The sequence below is a fragment of the Variovorax sp. GW458-11-26-14-LB1 genome (assembly GCF_059423965.1).
The window spans coordinates 113,168-134,902 of sequence record NZ_JBWKYW010000010.1 but is presented as its reverse complement, the minus strand read 5'-3'; the positions used below and the strand labels follow the sequence as shown (position 1 = coordinate 134,902).

The following is a 21,735-nucleotide window of genomic DNA, read 5'->3' as shown; positions in this document are numbered from 1 at the left end:
GTGCCTTGCGCAGCGAAATCAAGGAGGAGGCCGCAGGCCGGGGGACATTCGCGGAGCAAGGTGCCCCGTCGGCGGGAGCGCGCCCCGAATGACTTGATGCGCGAAGCTTCATAGCGGCAACGCGATCCATTGGTCTGCGACGCGATGCACGCGAATGCGATGGTCGAACACCTGCTCCAGCGCCTGGTGAGTCTCAGGGTCGGAACAAGCACCGTGATGCGTCACCCTCCCCCGGTTCATCACCACCAGTTCATCCGCAGCCAGCGCCATCGGCAGTTCGTGCAGCACGCTGACCACGGTGCGGCCTTCCGCCACCAGTGCACGCGCCGTCTGCATCCAGTCCGCCTGATGCGGCGGATCGAGGTTGGCCAGCGGCTCGTCCATCAGCAGCAGTTCAGCCTCGACCGCCAGCGCACGCGCCAGCAGCACGCGCTGGCGTTCGCCGCCGGAGAGCTGTCCCAGCGGACGGTCACGCCAGTCCCAGGCCTGGGTGCTGCGCAATGCGCGCTCCACGGCATCGCGATCGGCTTCGCTAGGCGCAGCCAGCCAGCGCTGGTGCGGCAGGCGCCCCAGCATGGCGACGTCGTAGACCATCAGGTCGTCGGCGCTGCCCTCGCCCGTGCCGCTCTGGCCCAGCCACGACAGGCGCCGTGCGCGCACGCGGGCCGGCACGGCAGCTTGCGCCTCGCCGAAGAGCCGCACTTCGCCGCGATGTGCGAGCAACCCAGCCAGCGCTTTCAACAACGTCGACTTGCCGGCGCCGTTCGGCCCGACGATGCTGGTCCAACGACCAGCCGCGAGCGACAGGTCGATGCCGTGCAGCACCTCGACCGACCCGAGCGTGGCGCTGAGGCCATGCGCTTCGAGCGCGGCGGATGGCGTGCGGCTCATAGGCCGCCTCCCTTCGCGCCGCGTCGGTGCATCAGCCACAGCAGGTAGCTGCCGCCAAGCACCGCGGTGAGCACGCCCACCGGCAGTTCCTGCGGTGCGATCAGCCAGCGCGCCAGCAGGTCGGCGGCCATCAGCAGCAGCCCGCCCATCAACGCCGACAGCACGATCAGCCGCGCATGCGTGGTCTTGACCACCGAGCGCACCAGGTGCGGCGCGGCCAGGCCGACGAAAGCGATCAGGCCGGTCTGCGCGACGGCGGCGCCGGTCGCCAGCGCCAGCACGGCCACCAGCGCGGCACGCATGGCGCCCAGCGGCAACCCGAGGCTGCGCGCCGTGGCCTCGCCGAGCGCGAGCCCGTCGAGCACCGGCGCGAGCGCCCAGGCCAGCAGCAGGCAGACCGCGCCGACCGCCGCCATCACGCCGCAGGCAGCCCAGCCGACCAGTCCGGTGCTGCCGAGCACGAAGCCCTGCAGCGCCTGGAGGATGTCGGCCGAGGCGATGGTGATGAGGTCCTTGGCGGCGCCCAGCACCACGCCGACGATCACGCCCGCCAGCAGCAGCCGCAGGGTCTGCTGCACGCCGCGCGCCAGCGTGAGCGTGAGCAGCACCGCGGCCACGGCGCCGACAAAGGCCGCGCCGGTGAGTCCCAGGCGCATCACCCATTGCGTGCTGGTGACGGAGCCGCCGAACAGCATCAGCGCCAGCGCCACGGCGAGCGACGCGCCCGAGGCGCTGCCCAGCAGGTACGGGTCGGCCAGCGGGTTGCGGAACAGGCCCTGCGCCACCGCGCCCGCGAGCCCGAGCAGCGCGCCCGCCAGCCACGCGCCGAGGGTGCGCGGCAGGCGGATGTCCCACACGATCTGCAGCGCCACCGGGTCGTGCCGCGCGGACAGCAGGCTCTGGAAACCGGTGCTGCCGATGCCCAGGCCGAAGAGCAGCAACGCCGCGCCCAACACGAGCAAGCCGGCACCGAGCAGCAACACGCGACGCAGATGGGCGGAATGCATGCCGCTCACCGCCCCTTGTCCGCCAGGCACTGCGCCATCAGGCGCGCGGCCTCGTCCATGCGCGGGCCGGGGCGCACAACCACGTCGGTCTGCTCGGCGTCGAAGCGGCACACGCGGCCTTCGCGCACCGCGCGGATGCCGCCCCAGCCGGGTCGCTGCTCCAGACCCATCGCGCTGCGCACGCTGACCATGATGAGATCGGGGTTCGCGCGCACCACGAACTCGGGGTTGAGCTTGGGAAAGGGGCCGAGCGACGCCGGCACGATGTTCTTCACGCCCAACCGCGCGAGCGTCTCGCCGATGAAGGACGAATCGCCTGCCGCGTAGGGGCCGGTGTTGACCTCGAAGTACACGCGCAGGCCCTTGGCGCTGGCGGGCAGCGACTGCGCCGCGGCCGACACGGCCGCATCGATGGCGCGCCACACGGCCGGCGCTTCGTGCGTGCCGAGCACCTGGTCGAGCGCGCCCAGCACGCGGCGCACGTCGGCGTGGCTCTTGGGTTCGAGCACGATCACCTTCAGGCCCAGTGCCTCGAGCCGCTGCGTGACGCGCGACGATTTGGCGAGCAGCACCACGTCGGGCTTGAGCGCGACGATGGCTTCGACGTTCGGGTCGATCCCGCCGCCGAGCTGCGGCAGCGCGCGCACCTGCGCGGGCGAGTTGGAATAGCGGTCGACGCCGATCAGGCGGTCGCAGGCGCCGAGCGCGCAGACGCCTTCGGTCAGCGACGGCAGCAGCGAGACGATGCGCTGCGGCGGCTGCGCCAGGTGCACGGTGACGCTGCGCTCATCGACCACGTCGACGGCCTGCGCCGCCTGCGCGCCCACCACCAGGGCGAGCCCGAGCAGCGACGCGCGCAACCAGGTCTTCATGCGATCGAAGCTCATGCGCCGGGCGCCTTCAACGTCAGCGGCAGGCCGGCGACCATCAGCGTCGCGCGATGGCAGGCGGCCGCCACGTCCTGGTTCAGCCGGCCGAGCACGTCGACGAAGGCGCGGGTCTCGCGGCCCAGTGGGATCACGCCCAAGCCGATCTCGTTGCCGACCAGCACCACTGGCCCGCGCGCCTCGCGCAGCGCGATGAGCAGCAGCGTGGCGTGTGCCGAGGGCGTGCGCGTGACCACTGCGGCGCCTTCGGTGCGCAGCGGCATCAGCAGGTTGGTGAGCCACAGCGTGAGGCAGTCGACCACCACGAGCGTGTCGGGCGCGCTCTGCGTGACGATGGCGCGCCCCAGCTCGATGGGCTCCTCGAGGGTCTGCAGACCGGGCACGCGCTCGGCGCGGTCGGCCTGGTGGCGCGCGATGCGCTCGCGCATCTCGTCGTCGTGGGCCTGCGCCGTGGCGATCAGCACCGCGCGGCGCGATGCGGGCCCGGAAGCCAGCCAGTCGGCCGCGCGCTGCTCGGCGCGGCGCGACTTGCCGCTTTTCTGGCCGCCGAGGATGAATTCGTGCTCAGTGAGGGGCATCGGGGGGCGCCTGTGCGGCGTGGCTGTCGAGTTCGAGGGGCATGGCGCTGAAGAGCCGCGCGGTCGCTTCCGGGCTGGACGCGAACCACGCATGGAAGTAGCTCGCGCGCACGGGGCCGTGCACGTACAGTGCCTCGCCGCCGCGCGTGCCGACGGTGCGCGCGGCGGGCGCGAGCGGCGTCTCGCAGCGCGAGTAGTGGAAGGTGTGGCCGCGCAGGGCATGCGCGCCCAGGTCGAGCTGCTGCGGGCCGAGGCCGGCCAGCCGCTTCTGCATGACGGCCCGCCCCGGCAGCACGCCCCAGAGGCGGTGCACGTCGGTCGGCTCGGCGTCGTCGCGCGTGGCGAGTTCGTCAAACAGCGCCATCATGCCGCCGCATTCGGCCCAGATCGGCTTGCCGGCCGTGACGTGGTTGGCGAGCGAGAGCCGCAGCCGGTCGCTGGCCGACAGCACGGCCGCATGCAGCTCGGGGTAGCCGCCGGGCAGCCAGGCGGCGTCGCAGGGCGGCAGCGGTTCGTCGGCCAGCGGCGAGAAGAACGCGAGCCGCGCACCGAGGGCTTCGAGCACCTCGAGGTTGGCCGGGTAGATGAACGAGAACGCCGTGTCGCGCGCGATGGCGATGGTGCGTCCGGCCAGCAGCGGCGCGACGGGCGCGGCCGGTACGGGCTCGAAGCGCACCTGCGGCAGCTGCCCGGGCGTGCGCTGCCCCAGCGGCGTGGCGGCGAGCACGTCGGCCGCGGCATCGAGCCGCACCATCGCATCGCCGAGTTCGGCGGCACCGACCAGCCCCAGGTGGCGTTCGGGCAGCGCGAAATCGGCGCTGCGCGGCAAGGCACCGAGCCAGTCGGCGGGTTCGCGCAATGCGTCCTTCAGCATGTCGGCATGGCGCTCGCCGGCCACGCGGTTGGCCAGCACGCCGGCCCAGGGCAGGCCCGGGCGGAAGTTCTGCAGGCCGTAGGCCAGCGCGCCGAAGGTGCCGGTCATGGCCTGCGCGTCGATCACGGCCAGCACGGGCAGGCCCAGGCGCTCGGCCAGCTCGGCCGCGCTGGGCGTGCCGTCGAACAGGCCCATCACGCCTTCGACGATGACCAGGTCGGCCTCGCTCGCGGCGGCATGCAGGCGCGCGCGGCAGTCGGCCTCGCCGGTCATCCACAGGTCGAGCGAGTGCACCGGCGCGCCGGTGGCCAGCGCGAGCCAGTGCGGATCGAGGAAGTCGGGCCCGCACTTGAAGGCCCGCACGCGGCGGCCCTGGCGCACGTGCAGCCGCGCGAGCGCGGCTGCGACCGTGGTCTTGCCCTGCCCCGAAGCCGGCGCGGCCACGAGCACCGCGGCGCAGGTGACGGCTGCGCCGGGCGAGGAGCGGCGGGTGTTTACTGCGGAGTCCACTTGAGTCCGACGTACGCGGTGCGGCCCCCGGTGGCGTAGAGCCGTGCGAACTGGTAGTCCTTGTCGCCCACATTGTCCACGCGCGCCACGAGGTTCAGGTCGCGCGTGACCTGCTTGCTGGCCGACAAGTTCAGCAGCGTGTAGCCGCCGAGCTTGACGGTGTTGGCTGCGTCGTCGTAGCGCTTGCCCGAGCTCTGGAGCTCGGCGCCCAGCGTCCAGCCGGCGATACGCCAGTCGGCGCCCAGCGTGCCGTGGGCCCGTGCGCGGCGTGCCAGCAGGTGGTCGGTGGCGAGGTCGCGCGGGTCCTGGTAGTCGAGCGAGGCGCGCAGCGTGACGTCGCCGATGCGGTGGCCGCCCGTGAGCGTCACGCCCTGGTAGCGTGCGCGCGCCGTGCTGGCATAGCAGCCGAACGACGACTGGCAGCCCTTGGCGCTGCCGTCGAACACGATCAGGTTCTGCACGCGGTTGCGGTACAGCACGATGCCGGCCTGCGTGGCGCCGGCCGTGTACTGCAGGCCCAGCTCGACGTTGCGGCTCGATTCGGGCTGCAGGCTCGCCAGGCCGTACTCGCTGAAGCGCTGGTACAGCGTGGGCGCGCGGAACGCGGTGCCGGCCGACACGGTGGCGCGCAGGCTCGGCGTGATCGCGTAGCCGTAGGCGGCGCTGCCGGTGGTCTTGCCGCCGAACTCGCTGTCGTCGTCATGGCGCGCATGCAGCTGCAGCGAATGCGGGCCCTTCACATAGCCGTAGCCGAGTGCGGCGGCGTTCTGCGAGCGGTCGCGCGAGAACAGCTTGGCCGAGGTGGTCGGCGCGTTCTCGAGCGCGTCTTCGCGGCGCTCGAGCGTGGCGGTCACCAGGTGCGCGCCGAAGCGGAATTCGTTCTGGAACAGGTAGCCGCGCAGGCGGGTTTCGGTGCGGTAGAACGAGGGCTGGGTCTTGTAGACGGTCTGCGAATCGGTCACCTGCAGGCGGGTGCTGTAGATGTCGTTCCACTTGGCCGACCAGGTCAGGCCGGCGGTGCGCAGTTCGTTGGTCGACACGTCGTTGCGGAAGGTGATCGGCGGCTTGGTGCGAAAGCTCACCGACGGGTCGTAGGCCGCTTCGGTGTTGCTGGTGAGCAAGGTGGCGTCGATGCGCTGGTCGGGCGTGATCTGGAAACCCAGCTTCAGGTTGCCCGAGGTGCTGCGGTAGCCGTCGCGGTCGGGGTTGGTGAAGCCGTCCTTCGAGGGCGTGCGCTTGGCGATCGGCTGGATGTTGAAGCCCTTGCTTTCCTCATGCGCGACACCGAACGAGTAGTCGAGCAGGCCCGACTTGCCGCTCACGCCGCCTTCGATCTTGCGCAGGCCGTGGCTGCCGAAGCCGATGCCGGCGTAGGGCGACACGCCCTCCTCGCCGCGCTTGGTGAAGAGCTGGATCACGCCGCCCACGGCGTCCGAGCCGTACACGGCGGCGGCCGGGCCGCGCAGCACTTCGATGCGGTCGATCTGCGCGAGCGGAATGCCTTCCCAACCGGCGCCGCCGGTCGATTGCGAATCGATGCGCACGCCATCGAGGTAGACCGCGGTGAAGCGCGATTCGGCGCCGCGGATGAACACGCTGGTGGCGTTGCCCACGCCGCCGCTGCGCGAGATCTCCATGCCGGGCAGGCGCGCCAGCACGTCGGCCACGCCGGTGGCGCCGCTGCGCTCGATGGTCTTGCGGTCGACGATGGAGACATCGCCCACCAGGTCCGACAGCGCCTGCGGCGTGCGGTTGGCGGTGACGACGGTCTCGTCGAGCGTGGCAGGTGCTGCTGCAGCAGCTGCGGCTTGCGCCTGCGCGGCCAGCGGCAGCAGGGCCAGGCCGCCGAAGGCCGAAGCCAGGGCGAGCGTCAGCGGCAGGCACGCGGGACGGTTGCGGCGCGCGCTGGCGCGGCCGCTGGAGAGGGAAACACAGGAAATCATGGGGTGAACCGAACGAACTTCTATGCCCTGGCCGGCTTCCCCGCCGGCGCCATGGGCGTCATGGCTGCCGATGCGGCAGCCGCCTTGTTGGCCGGTATCCGGGCTGGCAGATCGACCCTTTGCCGCCTTCCCAGGCACCTGTTTCAGGGCGCCCAGTGGCTGGATGGAAAGGGGTGACGCGTTGCGGCGTCGTCTGCTTGACCGTTGCGGGGGCAGCGCAGGCGGCTTCGGCCCCGGGGGGCGTCCACTCCTGCTTCCCGTTGAACTGCGCCGTGCGAACCACGCCGCGAGCACCAACGGGCGAGATTTTAGGGTGAATCGGCATTCAGACGGGGCCGCGAAGGACGAATACCGGGTGCAGTGCAAGGCGCGGTGAGCGCCGCGTAGCTTGGCTACGCAAGCGAAGCGCAACGCCGCAATGCGCCCGGTATTCGTCCTTCCCTTCGGGTTGGCCCGCCTTGCACCCGCCTGCTTTGTCGGCCGGCTTGACCAGAGATGACTCTGGCCTGCGCCGCCCTCCGCGCATCCGGGTGCAAGGCGGGCCAACGCGGCCCCGTCTGAATGCCGATTCACCCTAGCCCACGGGGCGCACACGCCACACCGGGTTTGATCGCAGGCGGCGCAGGCCCCAGAATCTCGGCCACGTCCGGTGCGCGCCCCGCGCGGTGCGCCGGATGTTCCGAATTCCCGGGAAACTACAATCGCCAACCATGCCCGCCTCCAGCCCCATCGACCAGATCGCCGAGCGTGTGGAACGCCTGCTCGTGCGTCACGAAGAGGTGCAGCGCACCAACGCGCTGCTGCAGGAACAGGTCGATGCGCTCACGCGTGAACGCGACGGCCTGAAGTCGCGGCTCGCCGCGGCCCGCACCCGCCTCGATGCCCTGCTCGAACGGCTGCCGGCCGAACCCCCTTCCGAAGATTCCCATCACGCATGAAGCAGATTGAAGTACAGATCATGGGCCAGAGCTATTTGCTCGGCTGTCCCGACGGCGGCGAAGCGCAACTGCGCGAGGCCGTCGACCGCGTGGACGCGGCCATGTGCAAGATCCGCGACGCGGGCAAGGTGAAGGCACGCGATCGCATCGCCGTGCTCGCCTCGCTGAACCTGGCTTTCGATCTCGCGGCCCAGCAGGCCGCTGCTGCCGCCGCACCGGCCCCTGCCGTTGCCGCAGCCACCGAAGAAACCGCCACCGACACCGACCCGAAGGCCGCCCAGCTCATTCAGAGACTCGATCAGGCCCTGGCGGGCGATGGACATTTGCTCTGAGGGCACGCGGCCCGGCACATCCGGGGCGTAAAATCCGTTTTGTCTGCAGACGTGTCGGGCTTAATATTTCCTTGTTCCAATGCTCTCCGGAGCCGGGCTTGGTACATCGCTTGACGGGCGTGATCATCTCGCGTCAGATGAACCCGAAGTCCTGCTGCCCTCGCCCACCTGAACCCTGGTTCAGGATGCGGGTCCGGCACACCATCTGCAGACACCTTTTCCCGCCACGGCCCCCTGCTTCACCGCACGGGGCCGTTGCTTTTTCAGCCGCTCGTTCTTTCCCCATCCTCCCGTGAACCTCGCTGCCCTGCTCGACCCGCTCCTGATCGCCGAACTCGCCGCGCTCGGCCTGGGCACCGGTTTCCTCGCCGGCCTCCTGGGCATCGGCGGCGGCATGCTGATGGTGCCGTTCATCACGATCATCATGGGCCAGCGCGGCGTGCCGGCCGATCTGGCGGTGAAGATGGCGATCGCGACCTCGATGGCGACGATCATCTTCACGTCGGTATCGAGCGTGCGCGCGCACCACAAGCGCGGCGCGGTGCGCTGGGACATCGTGCAGCGCCTGGCACCCGGCATCGTCATCGGCAGCCTTGCGGGCAGCCTGGGCGTGTTCGCGCTGCTCAAGGGCACGGCGCTGGCCATCTTCTTCGCGCTGTTCGTGGGCTTCTCGGCCACGCAGATGTTCCTCGACAAGAAGCCCAAGCCCACGCGCCAGATGCCCGGCACCGGCGGCCAGCTCGCGGCGGGCGGCACCATCGGCTTCATCTCGGGCCTGGTGGGCGCGGGCGGCGGCTTCATCAGCGTGCCGTTCATGACGTGGTGCAACGTGGCGATCCACAACGCGGTGGCGACCAGTGCGGCGCTGGGCTTTCCCATTGCGGTGGCCAACGTGCTGGGCTATGTGCTCAGCGGGCAGTCGGTGCAGGGCCTGCCGGCCGGCGCCTTCGGCTACATCTGGCTGCCCGCGCTCGTGGTGATCGCGGCCTGCAGCGTGTTCACCGCCCCGCTGGGCGCCAGGGCCGCGCACAGCCTGCCGGTGAAGAAGCTCAAGCGCGTGTTCGCGAGCATCCTGTACCTGCTGGCCGCCTACATGCTCTGGAAGGGCCTGCGGGGCTGAGGCATATCAAACACCCCGTGGCTTTCCTGTGCCATCCTATGCGGCACTTGTTCACAGTCGTAGAAGGAAAGCCATGAAAATCCTCATTGCAGTCGACGGCAGCGCCTACACGCAAAAGGCCCTCAATTACCTGCTCGCCAACCGCGCCATGTTCGTGGACGGCCATGAATTGGTGGTGGTCAATGTCTGCACCGGCATCTCCGGCCATGTGGCGCGCCACCTGAGCAAGGAAATCGTCACCGAGTACTACGCCGAGGAAAACGCCAAGGTGCTCGACCCGGTGAAGGCCTGGTTCGCCGAGAAAGGCGTGGCCAACTTCACCGCCGACGCGCGCCACGGCCACGCGGCCGAGGAAATCCTCAAGTCGGCCACCGAATCGAAGGCCGAGCTGATCGTGCTGGGCACGCACGGCCACGGCATCCTGGGCCGCGCGCTGATGGGCTCGGTCGCGACCAAGGTCGTGGCCGAGACCGACATCTCGGTGCTGCTGGTCCAGTAAGAAGACCCGATCACCCCGGCGACGGCCGATGCGCCGTGGCCGCGGTCATTGCGGCGAGCGCTGCTGCCGCCATTCGCGCGGCGAACATCCGAAGCGCTCGCGAAACGCGCGGCTGAAATGCGCCGCGTCGTTGAACCCCCTCCCGTACGCGATCTCTCCCACGGGCCGCCCTGCCAGGCGCGGCTCCAGCAGGTCGCGGCTGCACGCGTCGAGCCGGCGCTCCCAGATGTACTGCGAGGGCGTCAGCGGCTCGCTCTTGAACACGCGGTGGATGTGGCTCACCGACATGCCCAGCTGCGCCGCCAGCGTGCCCACCGACAGCGTCGGATCGGCCAGCTGCTCGTCGATGCGCTGCTTCACGCGCGCGAGGTGGTACGCCGTGAGCTTGCTGAGCGCCGGTGCGTGCGCCGCAGGCAGCGTCTGCAGGCCGGCCACGAGGATGTTCTGCACGCCATGGGCCACCGCCAGCGCCGAGGCCGGCTGCAGCGCGTCGAAGTCCTCGCGCAGCGTGCGGATCATGCCCAACAGCAGGTGCCCCGCGCCCTCGCGCCCTGACACCGTGGTGGCCGTGAGCGCTTCGGTGTCGCGCAGTTCGCTGCGCAGCCGCTCGCCGGGCAGCTTGAGCACGATCTGCTCGAAGGGCTGGTCGAACAGCAGCTGGTAAGGCCGCGTGCTGTCGTACAGCGCGAAGTCGCCGGCGCCGAGCACGGCGTCGCGCCCGTCCTGGCGCACCACGCCCTGCCCGCGCGCCTGGATGCTCACGAGAAAACAGTCGTCGCTCGACGCGGCGATGTGGCCCGGCGTACGCATCACCTTCTGCGCCCGCGAGGTCACGACCGACATGCCAAGGCCGGGCAGTGCGTGCTGGCGGATGCTGCCCTCGAAGTCGCCGCCGTCGCCGGTGCGCACCGCGTCGCATTCGAGCTGCACGTAGACGTTGCAGATCATGTCGGTCCAGTACGCGAGCCGCTGGTCGCGCGGGACGGCATCGGTGCTGAGCAAGGGGGTCATCGGGGTCCTCGGAAGGCCTTCGCAAGGCACATGCAACGCTGGAACAAGAACGCCGCCAATCCGGGTCAAGGCGTTCCGGCGGCGCGAATTTACGCTTCATGCAACCCGCATGCCACCGCGCAAACCCGGTGCGCACAGTGGAGATTTCGTTACGTTCATTGCCCCCTGGAGAACACCCCATGCCGACCACCGTCCACCCCCAGCTCCGCGTCGCCGCCGTGCAGGCCGCGCCCGTGTTCCTCGACCTCGACGCCACCATCGACAAGACCATCGACCTCATGGCGCAGGCCGCGAAACAGGGCGTGCAGCTCATCGCCTTTCCCGAGACCTGGGTGCCGGGCTACCCGTGGTGGGTCTGGCTCGATTCGCCGGCCTGGGGTATGCAGTTCGTGCAGCGCTACCACGACAACTCGCTGGTCATCGGCTCGCCCGAGTTCGAACGCCTGCAGGCGGCGGCGCGCCAGCACAAGATCTGGCTCTCGCTCGGTTACAGCGAGAAAGCGGCGGGCAGCCTGTACATCGCGCAGGCGCTGATCGACGACCAGGGCCGCACCGTGCAGACGCGCCGCAAGCTCAAGCCCACACACGTGGAACGCACCGTGTTCGGCGAAGGCGACGGCGCCGACCTGCACGTGGTCCAGACGCCGCTGGGCAACATCGGCTCGCTGTGCTGCTGGGAGCACCTGCAGCCGCTGAGCAAGTACGCGATGTACGCGCAGAACGAGCAGATCCACTGCGGCGCGTGGCCCAGCTTTTCGCTCTACCGCGGCGCGGCCTACGCGCTGGGCCACGAGGTCAACAACGCCGCGAGCCAGGTGTATGCGGTCGAAGGCGGCTGCTTCGTCATCGCACCCTGCGCCACGGTGTCGAAGGCGATGAGCGAGCTGATGTGCACCGACGACGGCAAGCGGCAGATGCTGGGCGTCGGCGGCGGGCATGCGCGCATCTACGGCCCGGACGGTTCGCCACTGGGCACGCCGCTGGCCGAAGACGCCGAAGGCCTGGTGATCGCCGACATCGACCTCGGCATGATCGCGCTCGCCAAGGCGGCGGCCGATCCGAGCGGTCACTATTCGCGGCCCGACGTCACACAGCTGCTGCTGAACAAGACGCGGCGCACACCCGTGGTGGTGCAGCTCACGCCGGAGCCCGAGGGCAGCGTGCCCGAGCCGGTCGTGGCCTGAGCCGACCACGGAGCCGCACCATGGAATCGGCCATCCCCGAGCACCTGCGCTGCCCGCGCACCCGCGAGCGCCGCGTGGCAGACGACCACACCCCGCCCTACCCCGGCTGGTCGGCGCGCGCGCCCGTGACGACGACCCAGGTCGTGATGGGCTATTTCGGCGTGCAGTCGCGCGGTCCGGCGATGCAGGGCCGGGCCTGCGCCGCGCTCCTGAAGATCGCTGGCGACTTCGCCTTGCCCGACGGCCCCGGCCACCACGACCTGGCCCACTGTGTCGACGCCGACGGCTGCGACAACATGATCGCCATCGCCTACTGGCACGATGCGGCGGCGTTCGCGCGTTGGTGTGCCACGCCCGCCATCGAGGCCTGGTGGAACGCCGACGAGCGCTTGCATGAAGGCCTCGGCTACTTCCGCGAAATCGCATCCCCGCGTGCTGCGCACTTCGAGACCCTGTTCAGCACGCCCGACCGCCTCGAGGGCATCGGCGTGGTGATGGGCGGTGTGAGCGGCGAACTGCAGGAGCACGGCTACTGGGGGTCGATGCGCGATCGACTCCCGCTCGCGCAGGCCGACGCGCTCGCGCCTTCAGGCACGCGCGCGGTGATCGCCGGCACGCCTGCACCGGGCCAGCGCGTGCGCATCGCGGGCCACACGCACCTCGCGATGATCCGTTCGGGCCAGGAATGGACCGAGACCACCGGCCAGGAACGCCAGCGCTACCTGGAAGACATGGCCCCGGTGCTGCGCGAAGGCATGGACTTCCTGCGCGACCAGGGCCTGCCCATCGGCTGCTACAGCAACCGCTTCATGCACCACCTCGACGCACACGGCGCTCCGCTGCAGAAGTCCTTCGGTCTGAGCTACTGGCGCTCGCTGGCCGACATGGAGCGCTGGGCCGAGTCGCACCCGACGCACGTCGCGATCTTCGGCAGCTTCATGCGCTACGTGCAGGCGCTGAACTTCGAGCTGCGCCTGCGCCTGTACCACGAGGTGTCGGTGCTCAAGGCCGACGAGCAGAGCTACGAGTACATCAACTGCCACGCGCGCAGCGGGCTGATGAACGGGCTCGCACCCGCCGCCTGAAGCCCGGGGCGCGCGGCGAGGCTCAGGCGGCGAACAGCCCCTTGTGCTCCGCCCGCAGCAACGCCTTCTGCACCTTCCCCATCGTGTTGCGCGGCAGCTCCGGCACGACGAAGCAGCGCTTGGGGATCTTGAAGTTCGCCAGCTTGGCCTTGAGCTCGGCCACGATGGCGTCGGCGTCGATCGTGGCGCCGCCCTTGGGGATCACGATGGCCACGCCCACCTCGCCGAAGTCGGGATGCGGCACGCCGATGACCGCGCTTTCGGCCACGCCGGCCATCTCGTTGATGTAGCCCTCGATCTCGGCCGGGTAGACGTTGTAGCCGCCGCTGATGATCAAATCTTTGCTGCGCCCGACGATGGTGATGTAGCCGCGCGCATCGATCTTGCCCACGTCGCCGGTCTTGAAGAAACCGTCGGCGGTGAACTCTTCCTTCGTCTTCTCGGGCATGCGCCAGTAGCCCGCGAACACGTTGGGGCCCTTCACCTGGATGCCACCGATCTCGTCGACCGGCAGGTCCTTGCCCTCGTCGTCGCGCACGCGCAGTTGCACACCGGGCAGCGCGAAGCCGACGGTGCCGCCGCGACGCTCGCCCTTGGCGGTGTCGTACGGGTTGGACGTGAGCATGGCGGTCTCGCTCATGCCGTAGCGCTCGAGGATGGTGTGGCCGGTGCGCTCGCGCCATTCGTCGAAGGTCTCGATGAGCAGCGGCGCCGAGCCCGCGACGAACAGGCGCATGGTGCGCACCGCCTCGCGCGTGAGGCCCGGCTCGGCCAGCAGGCGCACGTAGAGCGTGGGCACGCCCATGAACACGGTGGCTTCGGGCAGCTTGGCGACGATGCGCTTGGGGTCGAACTTCGAGAACCACAGGATCTTGCTGCCGTTGAGCAGCGCACCGTGCAACGCCACAAACAGGCCGTGCACGTGGAAGATCGGCAACGCGTGAATCAGCACGTCGCCCTTCGTCCAGCCCCAGTAGTCCTTGAGCACTTCGGCGTTCGACAGCAGGTTGCGGTGCGTGAGCATCGCGCCCTTGCTGCGGCCCGTGGTGCCGCTGGTGTAGAGGATGGCGGCGAGGTCGTCGGCCTTCTTGATGGCCACGGTGTGGCGGTCGCTGCAGCGCGCCGCCGCGTCGAGCAGCGTGCCGGTGCGGTCGTCGTCCAGCGTGAACACATGGCGCGTGCCGGCCGCCTCGGCGATGGGGCGCACCCAGGCCGCGTTGCGGCCGGTGCACACGACCACGGCGGGTTCGGCGTTGCCGATGAAGTACTCGATCTCGGCGCTCTGGTAGGCCGTGTTGAGCGGCAAAAACACGTAGCCCGCGCGCAAGGTCGCGAGGTACAGCAGCATGGCTTCGACCGATTTCTCGACCTGCACCGCGACGCGCGCGCCCTTCTCGAGCTTGAGGCCGTCGAGCAGGTTGGCGATCATCGCGCTGGCGCGGTCGAGGTCGCGCCACGAATAGTACAGACCGTTGTCGGTCTCGACCGCGATGGCGTCGAGGTCGGCGGGAAAGGCCGCGCGCAAGGCGGCGAACAGGTTGGCGTTGGGGGAGGACTTCGTCTTCATCATCTTCGTCATCATCAAACGGCAGGCTCAGGAAGGTCGGAAATTCGGAGGGCGCTTGCCCAGGAAGGCATCGATGCCCTCGCGGTGCTCGGCGCTGTCGGCGTAGTCGTACGCGGTGGCCAGCAGCTGCTGCGCCGCCGCACCGCCACGCTTGAGCGCAGTGAAGGTGGCCTTGTGCAGGCGCGCGGCCTGCGGCGACAGCGCGGCAATGCGCGCCGCATGCGCCTGCGCGGCGGCCGGCACTTCGGCGTCGGGCAGCACATGCAAGAGAAAACCCGCGTCGTACAGCCGCTGCGCGCCATGCACGCCGGCGGCCAGCAGCATGTCGCGCGCCAGCACGTCGCCGATGGCGCCATGCACCAGCGCGGCTTCGCGCGGCGCCATCGGAAAGCCCAGCTTCGCGATCGGTGCGCCGAACTTCGACGACGCGCCGGCCAGGCGGATGTCGCAGCAACTCGCCATCTCGACGCCGGCGCCCATGCAGGCGCCTTCGATCTGGGCCACCAGCGGCAGCGGGCAGTCGAGCATCGCCTGCAGCGCGGCCCAGACTTCGTTCTCGTGGAATTCGCGCAGGCTCGCTTCCTCGAAGCGGAACGAGGGGTACTCGGAGATGTCGCCACCCGCGCAGAAGGCACCGCCCTCCCCGCGCACGACGACGCAGCGCAGCGCGGTGTCACTGTGCAGCCCGTCGAACACCGCGCGCAACTCGCGCCACATGGCGCGCGTCATCGCATTGAGACGCCCCGGGTTCGACAGCCTGACGAGCGCCACGGCGCCTTCGCGGCGCAGCGAGACCTGCCGCTCGGTCATTCGAGCTTGGCGCCCGAGGCCTTCACGACGGTCGCCCATCGCTTGATCTCGGCGTTGACGAAGCGGCCGTAGGCGGCGTTCGTGACGTTCGGGATCTCGGAGCCGTTCTGGGCCCAGATGGCCTTCAGCTCGTCGGTGCCCAGCGCCTTCTTCATCGTGTCGATGATCTGCGTCTGCGCTTCGGCCGGCGTGCCCTTGGGCGCCCACAGGCCGTACCAGGTGGTGACGGTGTAGTCGGGCAGCCCGACCTCGGCGGCGCAGGGCACGTCGGGGAACGCGGGATTGCGCTTGGCGCCGGCGACCATGAGCGCCTTGATGCGACCGCCCTTGATGTGCTGCGCCGAGGAACCCAGGCCGTCGAACATCAGGTCGACGTTGCCCGCGATCAGGTCGGACAGCGCCGGGCCCGCGCCGCGGTACGGGATGTGGGTGATGAAGGTGCCGGTCTGCAGCTTGAACAGCTCGCCCGCCAGGTGGTGCGAGGTGCCCGAGCCGGCCGAGCCGTAGTTGAGCTTGCCGGGGTTGCGCTTGGCGGTGGCGATCAACTCCTGGATGGTCGCGGCCTGCACCCGCTTCGGGTTGACCACCACCACCTGAGGCACGTTGGCCAGCAGCATCAGGGGCACGAAGTCTTTCTCGAGGTCGTAGTCGAGCTTGGGGTAGATCGACGGTGCGATCGCGTGGTGCACCGCGCCCATGAAGAGCGAGTAGCCGTCGGCCGGCAGCTTGGCCGCGATGCTCGCGCCCACGGTGCCGCCCGCGCCGCCGCGGTTGTCGATGACCAGCGTCTGGCCCGCCGCGCGGGAGAACTGCGCCGACAGCGGACGCGCGAAGGCGTCGGTGCCTCCGCCGGCCGGGAACGGCACCACCATGGTCACGGGCTTGGTCGGCCAGCCCTGGGCACGTGCGCCACCGCACAGGGCCACGGCCCCGGCTGCTGCGGCGACGCGCAGCACATCGCGTCGTTGAAAACTCTGTTGCGTCATCTGTCTCGTCTCCTGTCGTCGTCGTTGTAGATGTTGCCGCCCTCCGGCGGTCAAGGTGCGGGCCGCAGCGCTGCCGCGGCAAAGCGAACGGACTCAGCCTTTTTTAAGGAACAGGCCTTCGATGTCTCCCGAAACCGCGATCTTGCCTTCGGCCAGCCAGGCGCGATGCCGGTCCAGGCGCTTGAGGTCGTACAGGTAGTTGACCATGAGGCCGTACGACTGCTTGAGCCCCTTGGCCGACGGATCGCCGGCCCAGTTGAGCCGTTCGACGCGCGCGCCGTTGCCCAGGTGGAAGCGCGCCACCGGGTCGGCCGGCGTGCCGTCGACCAGCGTGCGACCCAGGTACTCGGCGGTGGCCTGCAGCAGCCACTGGCGCAGCGGCGATTTCGCGTCGAGTTCTGCGGCCGCATCGACCGCCGCCAGCAGCCGCTCGGCCGTGGGCGGCACCGAGCCGACGAGGCGGCCGAGTTCGGCCTCGCGCTTCTCGTCCAGGCGCGGCAGCAGCTCGCCAGCGTTCTTGGCGAGCCATGCGCGCAGGCCCGGAATGGGCGACAGCGTGGCGAAGGTTTTCAGGCGCGGCAGCTCGTCCTGCAGGGTCTCGACCACGCGCTTGATGAGCGAGTCGCCGAAGCTCACGCCGCGCAGGCCCGTCTGCGTGTTGCTGATCGAATAGAAGATCGCGGTGGTGGCCTTGGCCGGCTGCACCGGCACGGCGGCCTCGTCGAGCAGCGGCATGATGCCTTCGCTGATGCGGTCGACCAGTGCCACCTCGACGAAGATGAGCGGCTCGTTCGGCAGGCGCGGATGGAAGAAGCCGTAGCAGCGGCGGTCGCTGTCATCGAGCCGGTTCTTCACGTCGGACCAGCTCTTGATGTCGTGCACCGCCTCGTAGCGGATGAGCTTCTCGATCAGCGAGGCCGGCGAGTTCCAGTCGATGCGGCGCAGCTCGAGAAAAGCCACGTCGAACCAGGTGGAAAACAGGTGCTCCAGCTCGGCCTCGAGCGCGAGCAGGCGCTTGTCGGACTTCAGGCACGGCAGCAGGTCGGCGCGCAGGTCGACCAAAAAGCGCATGCCGCCGGGCTCGACCGCGAAGCGCTGCAGCAGCCGCATGCGCGGCGACACCAGCGCGCGGCGCAGGCGCAGCTCGGCCTGCCCTTCGTCGGGCGTGCCGACGGCGCTCTGGTGCTGGTCGCGCGCGCTCTTGAGCTTGCCCGCGTCGGCGGCGAAATGCTCGCTCATGAGCGCCCAGTAGTCGCGGCGCTCTTCGGGCGAGGCGCCGGCGTAGGCCTGCGCGATGGCATGGGCGCGGCGGCCGCCCTCGACCTCGCTCACGCGCGGATCGATCACGGCCTGCAGCTCGGCCAGCACGCGGCGCAGCGTGCGCGGCGACAGCGCCTCGTCGGCCTTGCGCAGCGTGGCCTGCAGCCGCTCGGCGGTGGTGCGGGCGCTGGGCTTGGGCGTGTGGCGGGCCGGGCCTTTCGTGGCGCCGTTGCTCGCCACGGGAACCTTGGACGATTCGCCCATGCGCAGGCGCGCCTGGAACCACTCGGTCGCACTCATCGATCTGCTCCTGTGCCGTTGGCTGGATGGGTGGCGCCTGTCACGGCATCACCCTGGATTTCTGCTGTTGCATCACTTCGCGCAAGGCTTCGCGCTGGCGCGTCATGTGGGTGCGCATGGCGGCATCGGCGCCTTCGCTGTCGCGCGCCTTGAGCGCGGCGAACACGGCCAGGTGCTCCGACAGGCTCTGGTCGAGCCGCCCCGGCGCGTGCAGCTGCTGCAGCCGCGCCAGCTTCAGGATCTTGCGCAGGTCGCCGATCACCTGCGCCAGCCACTTGTTGTCGGCGAGCTTGATGATCGCCTCGTGAATGATGTGGTTGGTGGCGTAGTAGTCGTTGATGCGCCGCGCCTTGGCGTGGCGCACCAGGCGCTCGTGCAGCGCGTCGAGTTCGTTCAGCTCGGCGTCGCTGGCGTTGCGCGCGGCCTCGTAGGCGCAGCGCCCTTCGAGCAGCGCGATGACCGGAAAGATTTCGTCGAGATCGCGCTCGGTCACCTCGTTCACGAAGCAGCCGCGGCGCGGCTCGTGGCGCAGCAGGCCTTCGGCCGTGAGCACCTTCAGTGCCTCGCGCAGCGGCGTGCGCGAGATCGACAGCCGCTCGCACAGGGCCACCTCGTCCACGAAGCTGCCGGGCGACAGCGTGCCGTCGAAGATCTGCTCGCGCAGCGTGGCGGCGACTTCGTCGTGGAGGGAATTGGGGACCAGGCGCATGCGTGAAGGACTCGGAAAGTCGGTGGGCGTTTCGCGTAATTTCCTGTAATTACGCATAATTGTGAGTGCATGGTTAACGCAATGCAAGGGCTGCGCCCTGCCCTTGCCGCCCGGAATTACCCTGAGACCGACGAAAAAACGGCGCGGACCCGAAGGTGCCGCGCCGCGTTGTGCGGGGTGTGGAGAGGTCAGGCGCGCGCGGTGCTGCCCATCTTGCCGGCGCGGCCGAACCAGAACCACAGCGCGATGCCGGCGATCACCATCGGCACGCTGAGCCACTGGCCCTGGCTCAGGCTGAGCGCGCGCAGGCCCAGGAAATCGTCGGGCTCGCGGAAGTACTCGGCCACGAAGCGCAGCACGCCATAGCCGATGAGGAACACCGCAGCCACCTGGCCCTGCTTGCGCTCCTTGCGCGCGTAGAGCCACATCACGACGAACAGCAGCAGCCCTTCGAGCAGGAACTGGTAGACCTGCGACGGATGGCGCGGCAGCATCGAGCCGCTTTGCGGAAACACCATGCCCCAGGGCAGATCGGGGCTGCTGAAGCGGCCCCACAGCTCGCCGTTGATGAAGTTGCCCACGCGGCCCGCGGCCAGGCCGGTCGGCACGCAGGGCGCGACGAAGTCCATCACCTGCCAGAACGGCCGCGCACGCGAGCGCGAGAACCACACCATCGCGCCGACCACGCCGAGCAGGCCGCCATGGAAGCTCATGCCGCCCTGCCACACGTACAGGATCTCGAGCGGGTGCGTGAGGTAGTACTCGGGCTTGTAGAACAGGCAGTAGCCGAGCCGGCCACCGACGATCACGCCCATGACGCCCAGGAACAGGATGTCCTCGATGTCCTTGCGTTGCCACACGCCGGCCGTGGCCAGCGAGCGGAACGGCTCGTGGTGCAGGCGGCGCGTGCCCAGGAAATAAAACAGCGCGAAGGCCGCCAGGTAGGTCAGGCCGTACCAGTGGATGGCCACCGGCCCCAGCTGCAAGGCGATGGGATTGATCTGCGGATACATGAGCATCCGACGATTGTGCCGTGGCGCAATGACGCCGCCGCCACGGGGGCATTCAGGGCAATGTCAGCGCCCGAACTTCCACCAGAGCAACCCCGCCACCAGGGCCGGCACCGCGAAGATGAACAGGAAGATCGGCAGCTCCTCGGCCACCGAGTACCCGGCCTTGAGCACGCCCACGGCCATGTTGATGCCCGCGCCGACGAACCACGCCGGAACGAACCACTTGGCCGCCGCGGCCAGTGCCATCGTCGAGCCGTCGCCCATGAAGCGGCCGGCCAGAAGAAACACCACCAGCAGCGCGAAGCCGCCCCCCATCACCATGACTGTGTGCATCTGCGTTGTCCTCCTGGTCGCATCTTGCCGGATATCGGCGCTTCAGCGCGTGGTGTAGCCACCGTTGGCGAAGATGGTCTGGCCCGTGATCCACCAGCCTTCGGTGACCAGGAAGCGCACGATGGGCGCGATGTCCTCGATGTCGGTGAGACCCTTCTTCGAGTACTTGCTGAGCGCGGCGGCGCTGCTGTGGTACGCCACGGCCTCGGGGCTTTCCTGGCCGTAGAAGAACGGCGTGTCCATCGGGCCCGGGCCGATGGCGTTCACCGAGATGCCGCGGTCGCCGAACTCCTTGGAGGCCGCGCGCGTGTAGTGCTCCACCGCCGCCTTGGCCGCCGGGTAGATCGCATAGAACGGCGTGTAGGCCGCCAGCAGCGAGCTCACCAGGGTCACGATGCTGCCGCCGTCGGCCAGCGTGCGGCCGGCCTGCTGGATGAAGAAGAAGGCCGCCTTGGCATTGGCGTCGAAGCTCTTGTCGTAGTCGGCTTCGGTGATGTCCAGGATCGGCTTCTTGATCACCACGCCCGCCGTGTTGATCGCCAGGTCGACCTGGCCGAAGTGCTTCACGGCCTGGTCGAACAGCTTCACATTGTTCTCGACCACCGCGAGGTCGCCCTGCACCAGCAGCGTGTCGGCGCCCTTGGCCTTCAGCGCGGCGGCCGTCTGCTCGGCCTCGGCGCGCGAGCCGTCGCTGTTGTAGTGGATGGCGACGCCGCGGGCGCCGCCGTCGACCAGTTGGTGGGCGATGAGGGCACCGAGGTTCTTGCCACCGCCGGCGATGACGGCGACCTTGTTCGTGAGCGTGCGTGCGGACATGGATGGATTCCTCTGAGTGAGTGAAAGACCCGGGACGGGATGCGTGACGAGCCGCCAGTCTATTGATCGCCAAGTTGCAGATAAATCATTCATTCAAGGCTAGACTGTTCTGAAAACCACGAACAATCAGCCCCGCCGCCATGGACCGCATCGAACTCCTCCAGGTCTTCCTGCGCGTGGCCGAAACCGGCAGCTTCACGCGCGCCGCCGACCGGCTGGCCCTGCCGCGCGCCACGATCTCGACCGCCATCCAGCAGCTCGAGGCGCGCCTGGGTTCGCGCCTGCTGCACCGAACCACGCGCCGCGTCGGCCTCACGCCCGACGGCGAGGTGCTGCTCGAGCGGGCCCGCGCGCTGGTGGCCGACATGGAAGACATGGAGCAGCAGTTCCAGCCCGCGCACAGCAGCGTGAGCGGCCGGCTCAAGGTCGACGTACCCAGCCGCATCGCACGCCTGCTGATCGCACCGGCGCTGCCCGACTTCTTTGCACGCCATCCGGCGGTCGAGCTCGAACTGGGCTCCAGCGACCGCGCGGTCGACCTCGTGCTCGAAGGCGTGGACTGCGCGTTGCGCGTCGGCCCACTCGCCAGCAGCAGCCTCGTGGCCCGGCCGCTGGGGCATTTCACGCTCATCAACTGCGCGAGCCCCGCCTACCTTGCGCGCCACGGCACGCCGCGCACGCCGGCCGACCTGCCGCAGCACGTGGCGGTCAACTACGCCTCGCCGACCAGCGGCCGGGCCGCGCCCTGGGAGTGGCAAGTGCGCGACGGCGAGACCCAGGTGCTGCGTCTGCGCAGCCAGGTGGCGGCGAACAACGCCGAGACCTACATCGCCTGCGCGCTGGCGGGGCTGGGGCTGATCCAGATCCCGGCCTACGACGTGCGCGAGCACCTCGCGGCCGGCGAGCTGGTGGAAGTGCTGCCCGACGCGCGTGCCGAGCCGCTGCCGGTGCACCTCGTCTACCCGCACCGGCGCAATCTGTCGCGGCGGGTGCAGGCCTTCGCGGGCTGGCTCGACACGCTGCTGGCGGCCACGCTCGATGCGCCCTCGCCCGCCGGCCGGGCGGCGCGCAGCGCCTGAGCT

22 protein-coding genes and 1 riboswitch are annotated in these 21,735 nt (G+C 69.6%); of the genes, 7 read left to right on the top strand and 15 right to left on the bottom strand.

The annotated features are described in order from the left end of the window. Positions 1-108: 108 nt before the first annotated feature. Genes AC07YS_RS09980 through AC07YS_RS09955 form a run of 6 tightly spaced genes read right to left on the bottom strand, consistent with a single transcriptional unit; the run spans position 109 to position 6,690 of the window. Positions 109-891, bottom strand: coding sequence for an ABC transporter ATP-binding protein (locus AC07YS_RS09980; protein WP_495267849.1), 783 nt, complete (start codon positions 889-891; stop codon positions 109-111). Then, positions 888-1,898, bottom strand: a complete 1,011-nt coding sequence (locus tag AC07YS_RS09975) for a FecCD family ABC transporter permease (protein WP_495267848.1) — start codon at positions 1,896-1,898, stop codon at positions 888-890. Before AC07YS_RS09975 ends, AC07YS_RS09980 begins: the two co-directional genes overlap by 4 nt. 5 nt (positions 1,899-1,903) lie before the next feature. Then, positions 1,904-2,770, bottom strand: coding sequence for an ABC transporter substrate-binding protein (locus AC07YS_RS09970; protein WP_495267852.1), 867 nt, complete (start codon positions 2,768-2,770; stop codon positions 1,904-1,906). An 11-nt stretch (positions 2,771-2,781) separates the two neighbouring features. Then, a complete protein-coding gene (locus AC07YS_RS09965) occupies positions 2,782-3,363 on the bottom strand; it encodes a bifunctional adenosylcobinamide kinase/adenosylcobinamide-phosphate guanylyltransferase (protein ID WP_159271953.1) in 582 nt (193 codons plus the stop codon). Further along, positions 3,350-4,747: a cobyrinic acid a,c-diamide synthase CobB gene (locus tag AC07YS_RS09960; RefSeq protein ID WP_495267847.1), complete on the bottom strand. Its 1,398-nt coding sequence runs from the start codon at positions 4,745-4,747 to the stop codon at positions 3,350-3,352. The genes AC07YS_RS09965 and AC07YS_RS09960 overlap by 14 nt, the downstream gene beginning before the upstream one ends. Next, complete coding sequence (locus tag AC07YS_RS09955) at positions 4,732-6,690, bottom strand: TonB-dependent receptor domain-containing protein (RefSeq protein ID WP_495267846.1); 1,959 nt, start codon at positions 6,688-6,690, stop codon at positions 4,732-4,734. The genes AC07YS_RS09960 and AC07YS_RS09955 overlap by 16 nt, the downstream gene beginning before the upstream one ends. Before the next feature lie 72 nt (positions 6,691-6,762). Further along, a riboswitch (cobalamin riboswitch) is annotated at positions 6,763-7,002 on the bottom strand. A 398-nt stretch (positions 7,003-7,400) separates the two neighbouring features. Between AC07YS_RS09955 and AC07YS_RS09950 the strand changes: the two genes are divergently transcribed. The 4 genes from AC07YS_RS09950 (at position 7,401) to AC07YS_RS09935 (ending at position 9,579) form a co-directional block, all read left to right on the top strand. Continuing rightward, positions 7,401-7,628, top strand: a complete 228-nt coding sequence (locus AC07YS_RS09950; protein WP_056581479.1) for a hypothetical protein — start codon at positions 7,401-7,403, stop codon at positions 7,626-7,628. Then, complete coding sequence (locus tag AC07YS_RS09945) at positions 7,625-7,960, top strand: cell division protein ZapA (RefSeq protein WP_095745104.1); 336 nt, start codon at positions 7,625-7,627, stop codon at positions 7,958-7,960. Before AC07YS_RS09950 ends, AC07YS_RS09945 begins: the two co-directional genes overlap by 4 nt. A 292-nt stretch (positions 7,961-8,252) precedes the next feature. After that, complete coding sequence (locus AC07YS_RS09940) at positions 8,253-9,080, top strand: sulfite exporter TauE/SafE family protein (protein WP_062480530.1); 828 nt, start codon at positions 8,253-8,255, stop codon at positions 9,078-9,080. Between the two features lie 73 nt (positions 9,081-9,153). Then, positions 9,154-9,579, top strand: a complete 426-nt coding sequence (locus AC07YS_RS09935; RefSeq protein WP_062480532.1) for a universal stress protein — start codon at positions 9,154-9,156, stop codon at positions 9,577-9,579. Positions 9,580-9,624: 45 nt separating this feature from the next. Here AC07YS_RS09935 and AC07YS_RS09930 read toward each other — a convergent pair whose 3' ends face one another. Then, positions 9,625-10,590: an AraC-like ligand-binding domain-containing protein gene (locus AC07YS_RS09930; protein WP_095745101.1), complete on the bottom strand. Its 966-nt coding sequence runs from the start codon at positions 10,588-10,590 to the stop codon at positions 9,625-9,627. A gap of 179 nt (positions 10,591-10,769) precedes the next feature. Between AC07YS_RS09930 and AC07YS_RS09925 the strand changes: the two genes are divergently transcribed. After that, entirely contained in the window at positions 10,770-11,774 is a 1,005-nt protein-coding gene (locus AC07YS_RS09925; protein ID WP_492742217.1) for a carbon-nitrogen hydrolase family protein, read from the top strand. A gap of 20 nt (positions 11,775-11,794) precedes the next feature. Continuing rightward, the gene (locus AC07YS_RS09920) at positions 11,795-12,859 is read left to right on the top strand and encodes a phenylacetaldoxime dehydratase family protein (RefSeq protein WP_495267845.1); all 1,065 of its coding nucleotides are present in this window, start codon (positions 11,795-11,797) and stop codon (positions 12,857-12,859) included. A gap of 22 nt (positions 12,860-12,881) precedes the next feature. On the opposite strand, the gene AC07YS_RS09915 is transcribed toward AC07YS_RS09920, so the two are convergent. The 8 genes from AC07YS_RS09915 to AC07YS_RS09880 form a co-directional block, all read right to left on the bottom strand. Beyond that, positions 12,882-14,426 carry a malonate--CoA ligase gene (locus tag AC07YS_RS09915; protein WP_495267844.1) on the bottom strand — a complete coding sequence of 515 codons (1,545 nt, stop codon included), beginning with the start codon at positions 14,424-14,426 and terminating at the stop codon, positions 12,882-12,884. Positions 14,427-14,453: 27 nt separating this feature from the next. After that, positions 14,454-15,236: an enoyl-CoA hydratase/isomerase family protein gene (locus tag AC07YS_RS09910; RefSeq protein ID WP_495267851.1), complete on the bottom strand. Its 783-nt coding sequence runs from the start codon at positions 15,234-15,236 to the stop codon at positions 14,454-14,456. Next, positions 15,233-16,222, bottom strand: a complete 990-nt coding sequence (locus AC07YS_RS09905) for a Bug family tripartite tricarboxylate transporter substrate binding protein (RefSeq protein ID WP_062480542.1) — start codon at positions 16,220-16,222, stop codon at positions 15,233-15,235. The genes AC07YS_RS09910 and AC07YS_RS09905 overlap by 4 nt, the downstream gene beginning before the upstream one ends. A 93-nt stretch (positions 16,223-16,315) precedes the next feature. Then, positions 16,316-17,782: a malonyl-CoA decarboxylase gene (locus AC07YS_RS09900; RefSeq protein WP_493192465.1), complete on the bottom strand. Its 1,467-nt coding sequence runs from the start codon at positions 17,780-17,782 to the stop codon at positions 16,316-16,318. Between the two features lie 40 nt (positions 17,783-17,822). Next, positions 17,823-18,491 carry a GntR family transcriptional regulator gene (locus AC07YS_RS09895; protein WP_062480546.1) on the bottom strand — a complete coding sequence of 223 codons (669 nt, stop codon included), beginning with the start codon at positions 18,489-18,491 and terminating at the stop codon, positions 17,823-17,825. 188 nt (positions 18,492-18,679) lie between these two features. Beyond that, a complete protein-coding gene (gene lgt, locus AC07YS_RS09890) occupies positions 18,680-19,510 on the bottom strand; it encodes a prolipoprotein diacylglyceryl transferase (protein ID WP_495267843.1) in 831 nt (276 codons plus the stop codon). A 57-nt stretch (positions 19,511-19,567) separates the two neighbouring features. Continuing rightward, positions 19,568-19,837, bottom strand: a complete 270-nt coding sequence (locus AC07YS_RS09885) for a hypothetical protein (RefSeq protein WP_495267842.1) — start codon at positions 19,835-19,837, stop codon at positions 19,568-19,570. Between the two features lie 42 nt (positions 19,838-19,879). Next, complete coding sequence (locus tag AC07YS_RS09880) at positions 19,880-20,653, bottom strand: SDR family oxidoreductase (RefSeq protein ID WP_095745094.1); 774 nt, start codon at positions 20,651-20,653, stop codon at positions 19,880-19,882. Between the two features lie 140 nt (positions 20,654-20,793). Here AC07YS_RS09880 and AC07YS_RS09875 point away from each other — a divergent pair, with 140 nt between their 5' ends. Beyond that, positions 20,794-21,732: a LysR family transcriptional regulator gene (locus tag AC07YS_RS09875; protein WP_495267841.1), complete on the top strand. Its 939-nt coding sequence runs from the start codon at positions 20,794-20,796 to the stop codon at positions 21,730-21,732. Positions 21,733-21,735 lie beyond the last annotated feature (3 nt).

Bases quoted from the DNA above. Each gene is read 5' to 3' on its own strand.
- AC07YS_RS09980 (WP_495267849.1), bottom strand. From the start codon at position 891: ATGAGCCGCACGCCATCCGCCGCGCTCGAAGCGCATGGCCTCAGCGCC.
- AC07YS_RS09975 (WP_495267848.1), bottom strand. From the start codon at position 1,898: ATGCATTCCGCCCATCTGCGTCGCGTGTTGCTGCTCGGTGCCGGCTTG.
- AC07YS_RS09970 (WP_495267852.1), bottom strand. From the start codon at position 2,770: ATGAAGACCTGGTTGCGCGCGTCGCTGCTCGGGCTCGCCCTGGTGGTG.
- AC07YS_RS09965 (WP_159271953.1), bottom strand. From the start codon at position 3,363: ATGCCCCTCACTGAGCACGAATTCATCCTCGGCGGCCAGAAAAGCGGC.
- AC07YS_RS09955 (WP_495267846.1), bottom strand. From the start codon at position 6,690: ATGATTTCCTGTGTTTCCCTCTCCAGCGGCCGCGCCAGCGCGCGCCGC.
- AC07YS_RS09950 (WP_056581479.1), top strand. From the start codon at position 7,401: ATGCCCGCCTCCAGCCCCATCGACCAGATCGCCGAGCGTGTGGAACGC.
- AC07YS_RS09945 (WP_095745104.1), top strand. From the start codon at position 7,625: ATGAAGCAGATTGAAGTACAGATCATGGGCCAGAGCTATTTGCTCGGC.
- AC07YS_RS09935 (WP_062480532.1), top strand. From the start codon at position 9,154: ATGAAAATCCTCATTGCAGTCGACGGCAGCGCCTACACGCAAAAGGCC.
- AC07YS_RS09930 (WP_095745101.1), bottom strand. From the start codon at position 10,590: ATGACCCCCTTGCTCAGCACCGATGCCGTCCCGCGCGACCAGCGGCTC.
- AC07YS_RS09925 (WP_492742217.1), top strand. From the start codon at position 10,770: ATGCCGACCACCGTCCACCCCCAGCTCCGCGTCGCCGCCGTGCAGGCC.
- AC07YS_RS09920 (WP_495267845.1), top strand. From the start codon at position 11,795: ATGGAATCGGCCATCCCCGAGCACCTGCGCTGCCCGCGCACCCGCGAG.
- AC07YS_RS09915 (WP_495267844.1), bottom strand. From the start codon at position 14,426: ATGAAGACGAAGTCCTCCCCCAACGCCAACCTGTTCGCCGCCTTGCGC.
- AC07YS_RS09910 (WP_495267851.1), bottom strand. From the start codon at position 15,236: ATGACCGAGCGGCAGGTCTCGCTGCGCCGCGAAGGCGCCGTGGCGCTC.
- AC07YS_RS09905 (WP_062480542.1), bottom strand. From the start codon at position 16,222: ATGACGCAACAGAGTTTTCAACGACGCGATGTGCTGCGCGTCGCCGCA.
- AC07YS_RS09900 (WP_493192465.1), bottom strand. From the start codon at position 17,782: ATGAGTGCGACCGAGTGGTTCCAGGCGCGCCTGCGCATGGGCGAATCG.
- AC07YS_RS09895 (WP_062480546.1), bottom strand. From the start codon at position 18,491: ATGCGCCTGGTCCCCAATTCCCTCCACGACGAAGTCGCCGCCACGCTG.
- lgt (WP_495267843.1), bottom strand. From the start codon at position 19,510: ATGCTCATGTATCCGCAGATCAATCCCATCGCCTTGCAGCTGGGGCCG.
- AC07YS_RS09885 (WP_495267842.1), bottom strand. From the start codon at position 19,837: ATGCACACAGTCATGGTGATGGGGGGCGGCTTCGCGCTGCTGGTGGTG.
- AC07YS_RS09880 (WP_095745094.1), bottom strand. From the start codon at position 20,653: ATGTCCGCACGCACGCTCACGAACAAGGTCGCCGTCATCGCCGGCGGT.
- AC07YS_RS09875 (WP_495267841.1), top strand. From the start codon at position 20,794: ATGGACCGCATCGAACTCCTCCAGGTCTTCCTGCGCGTGGCCGAAACC.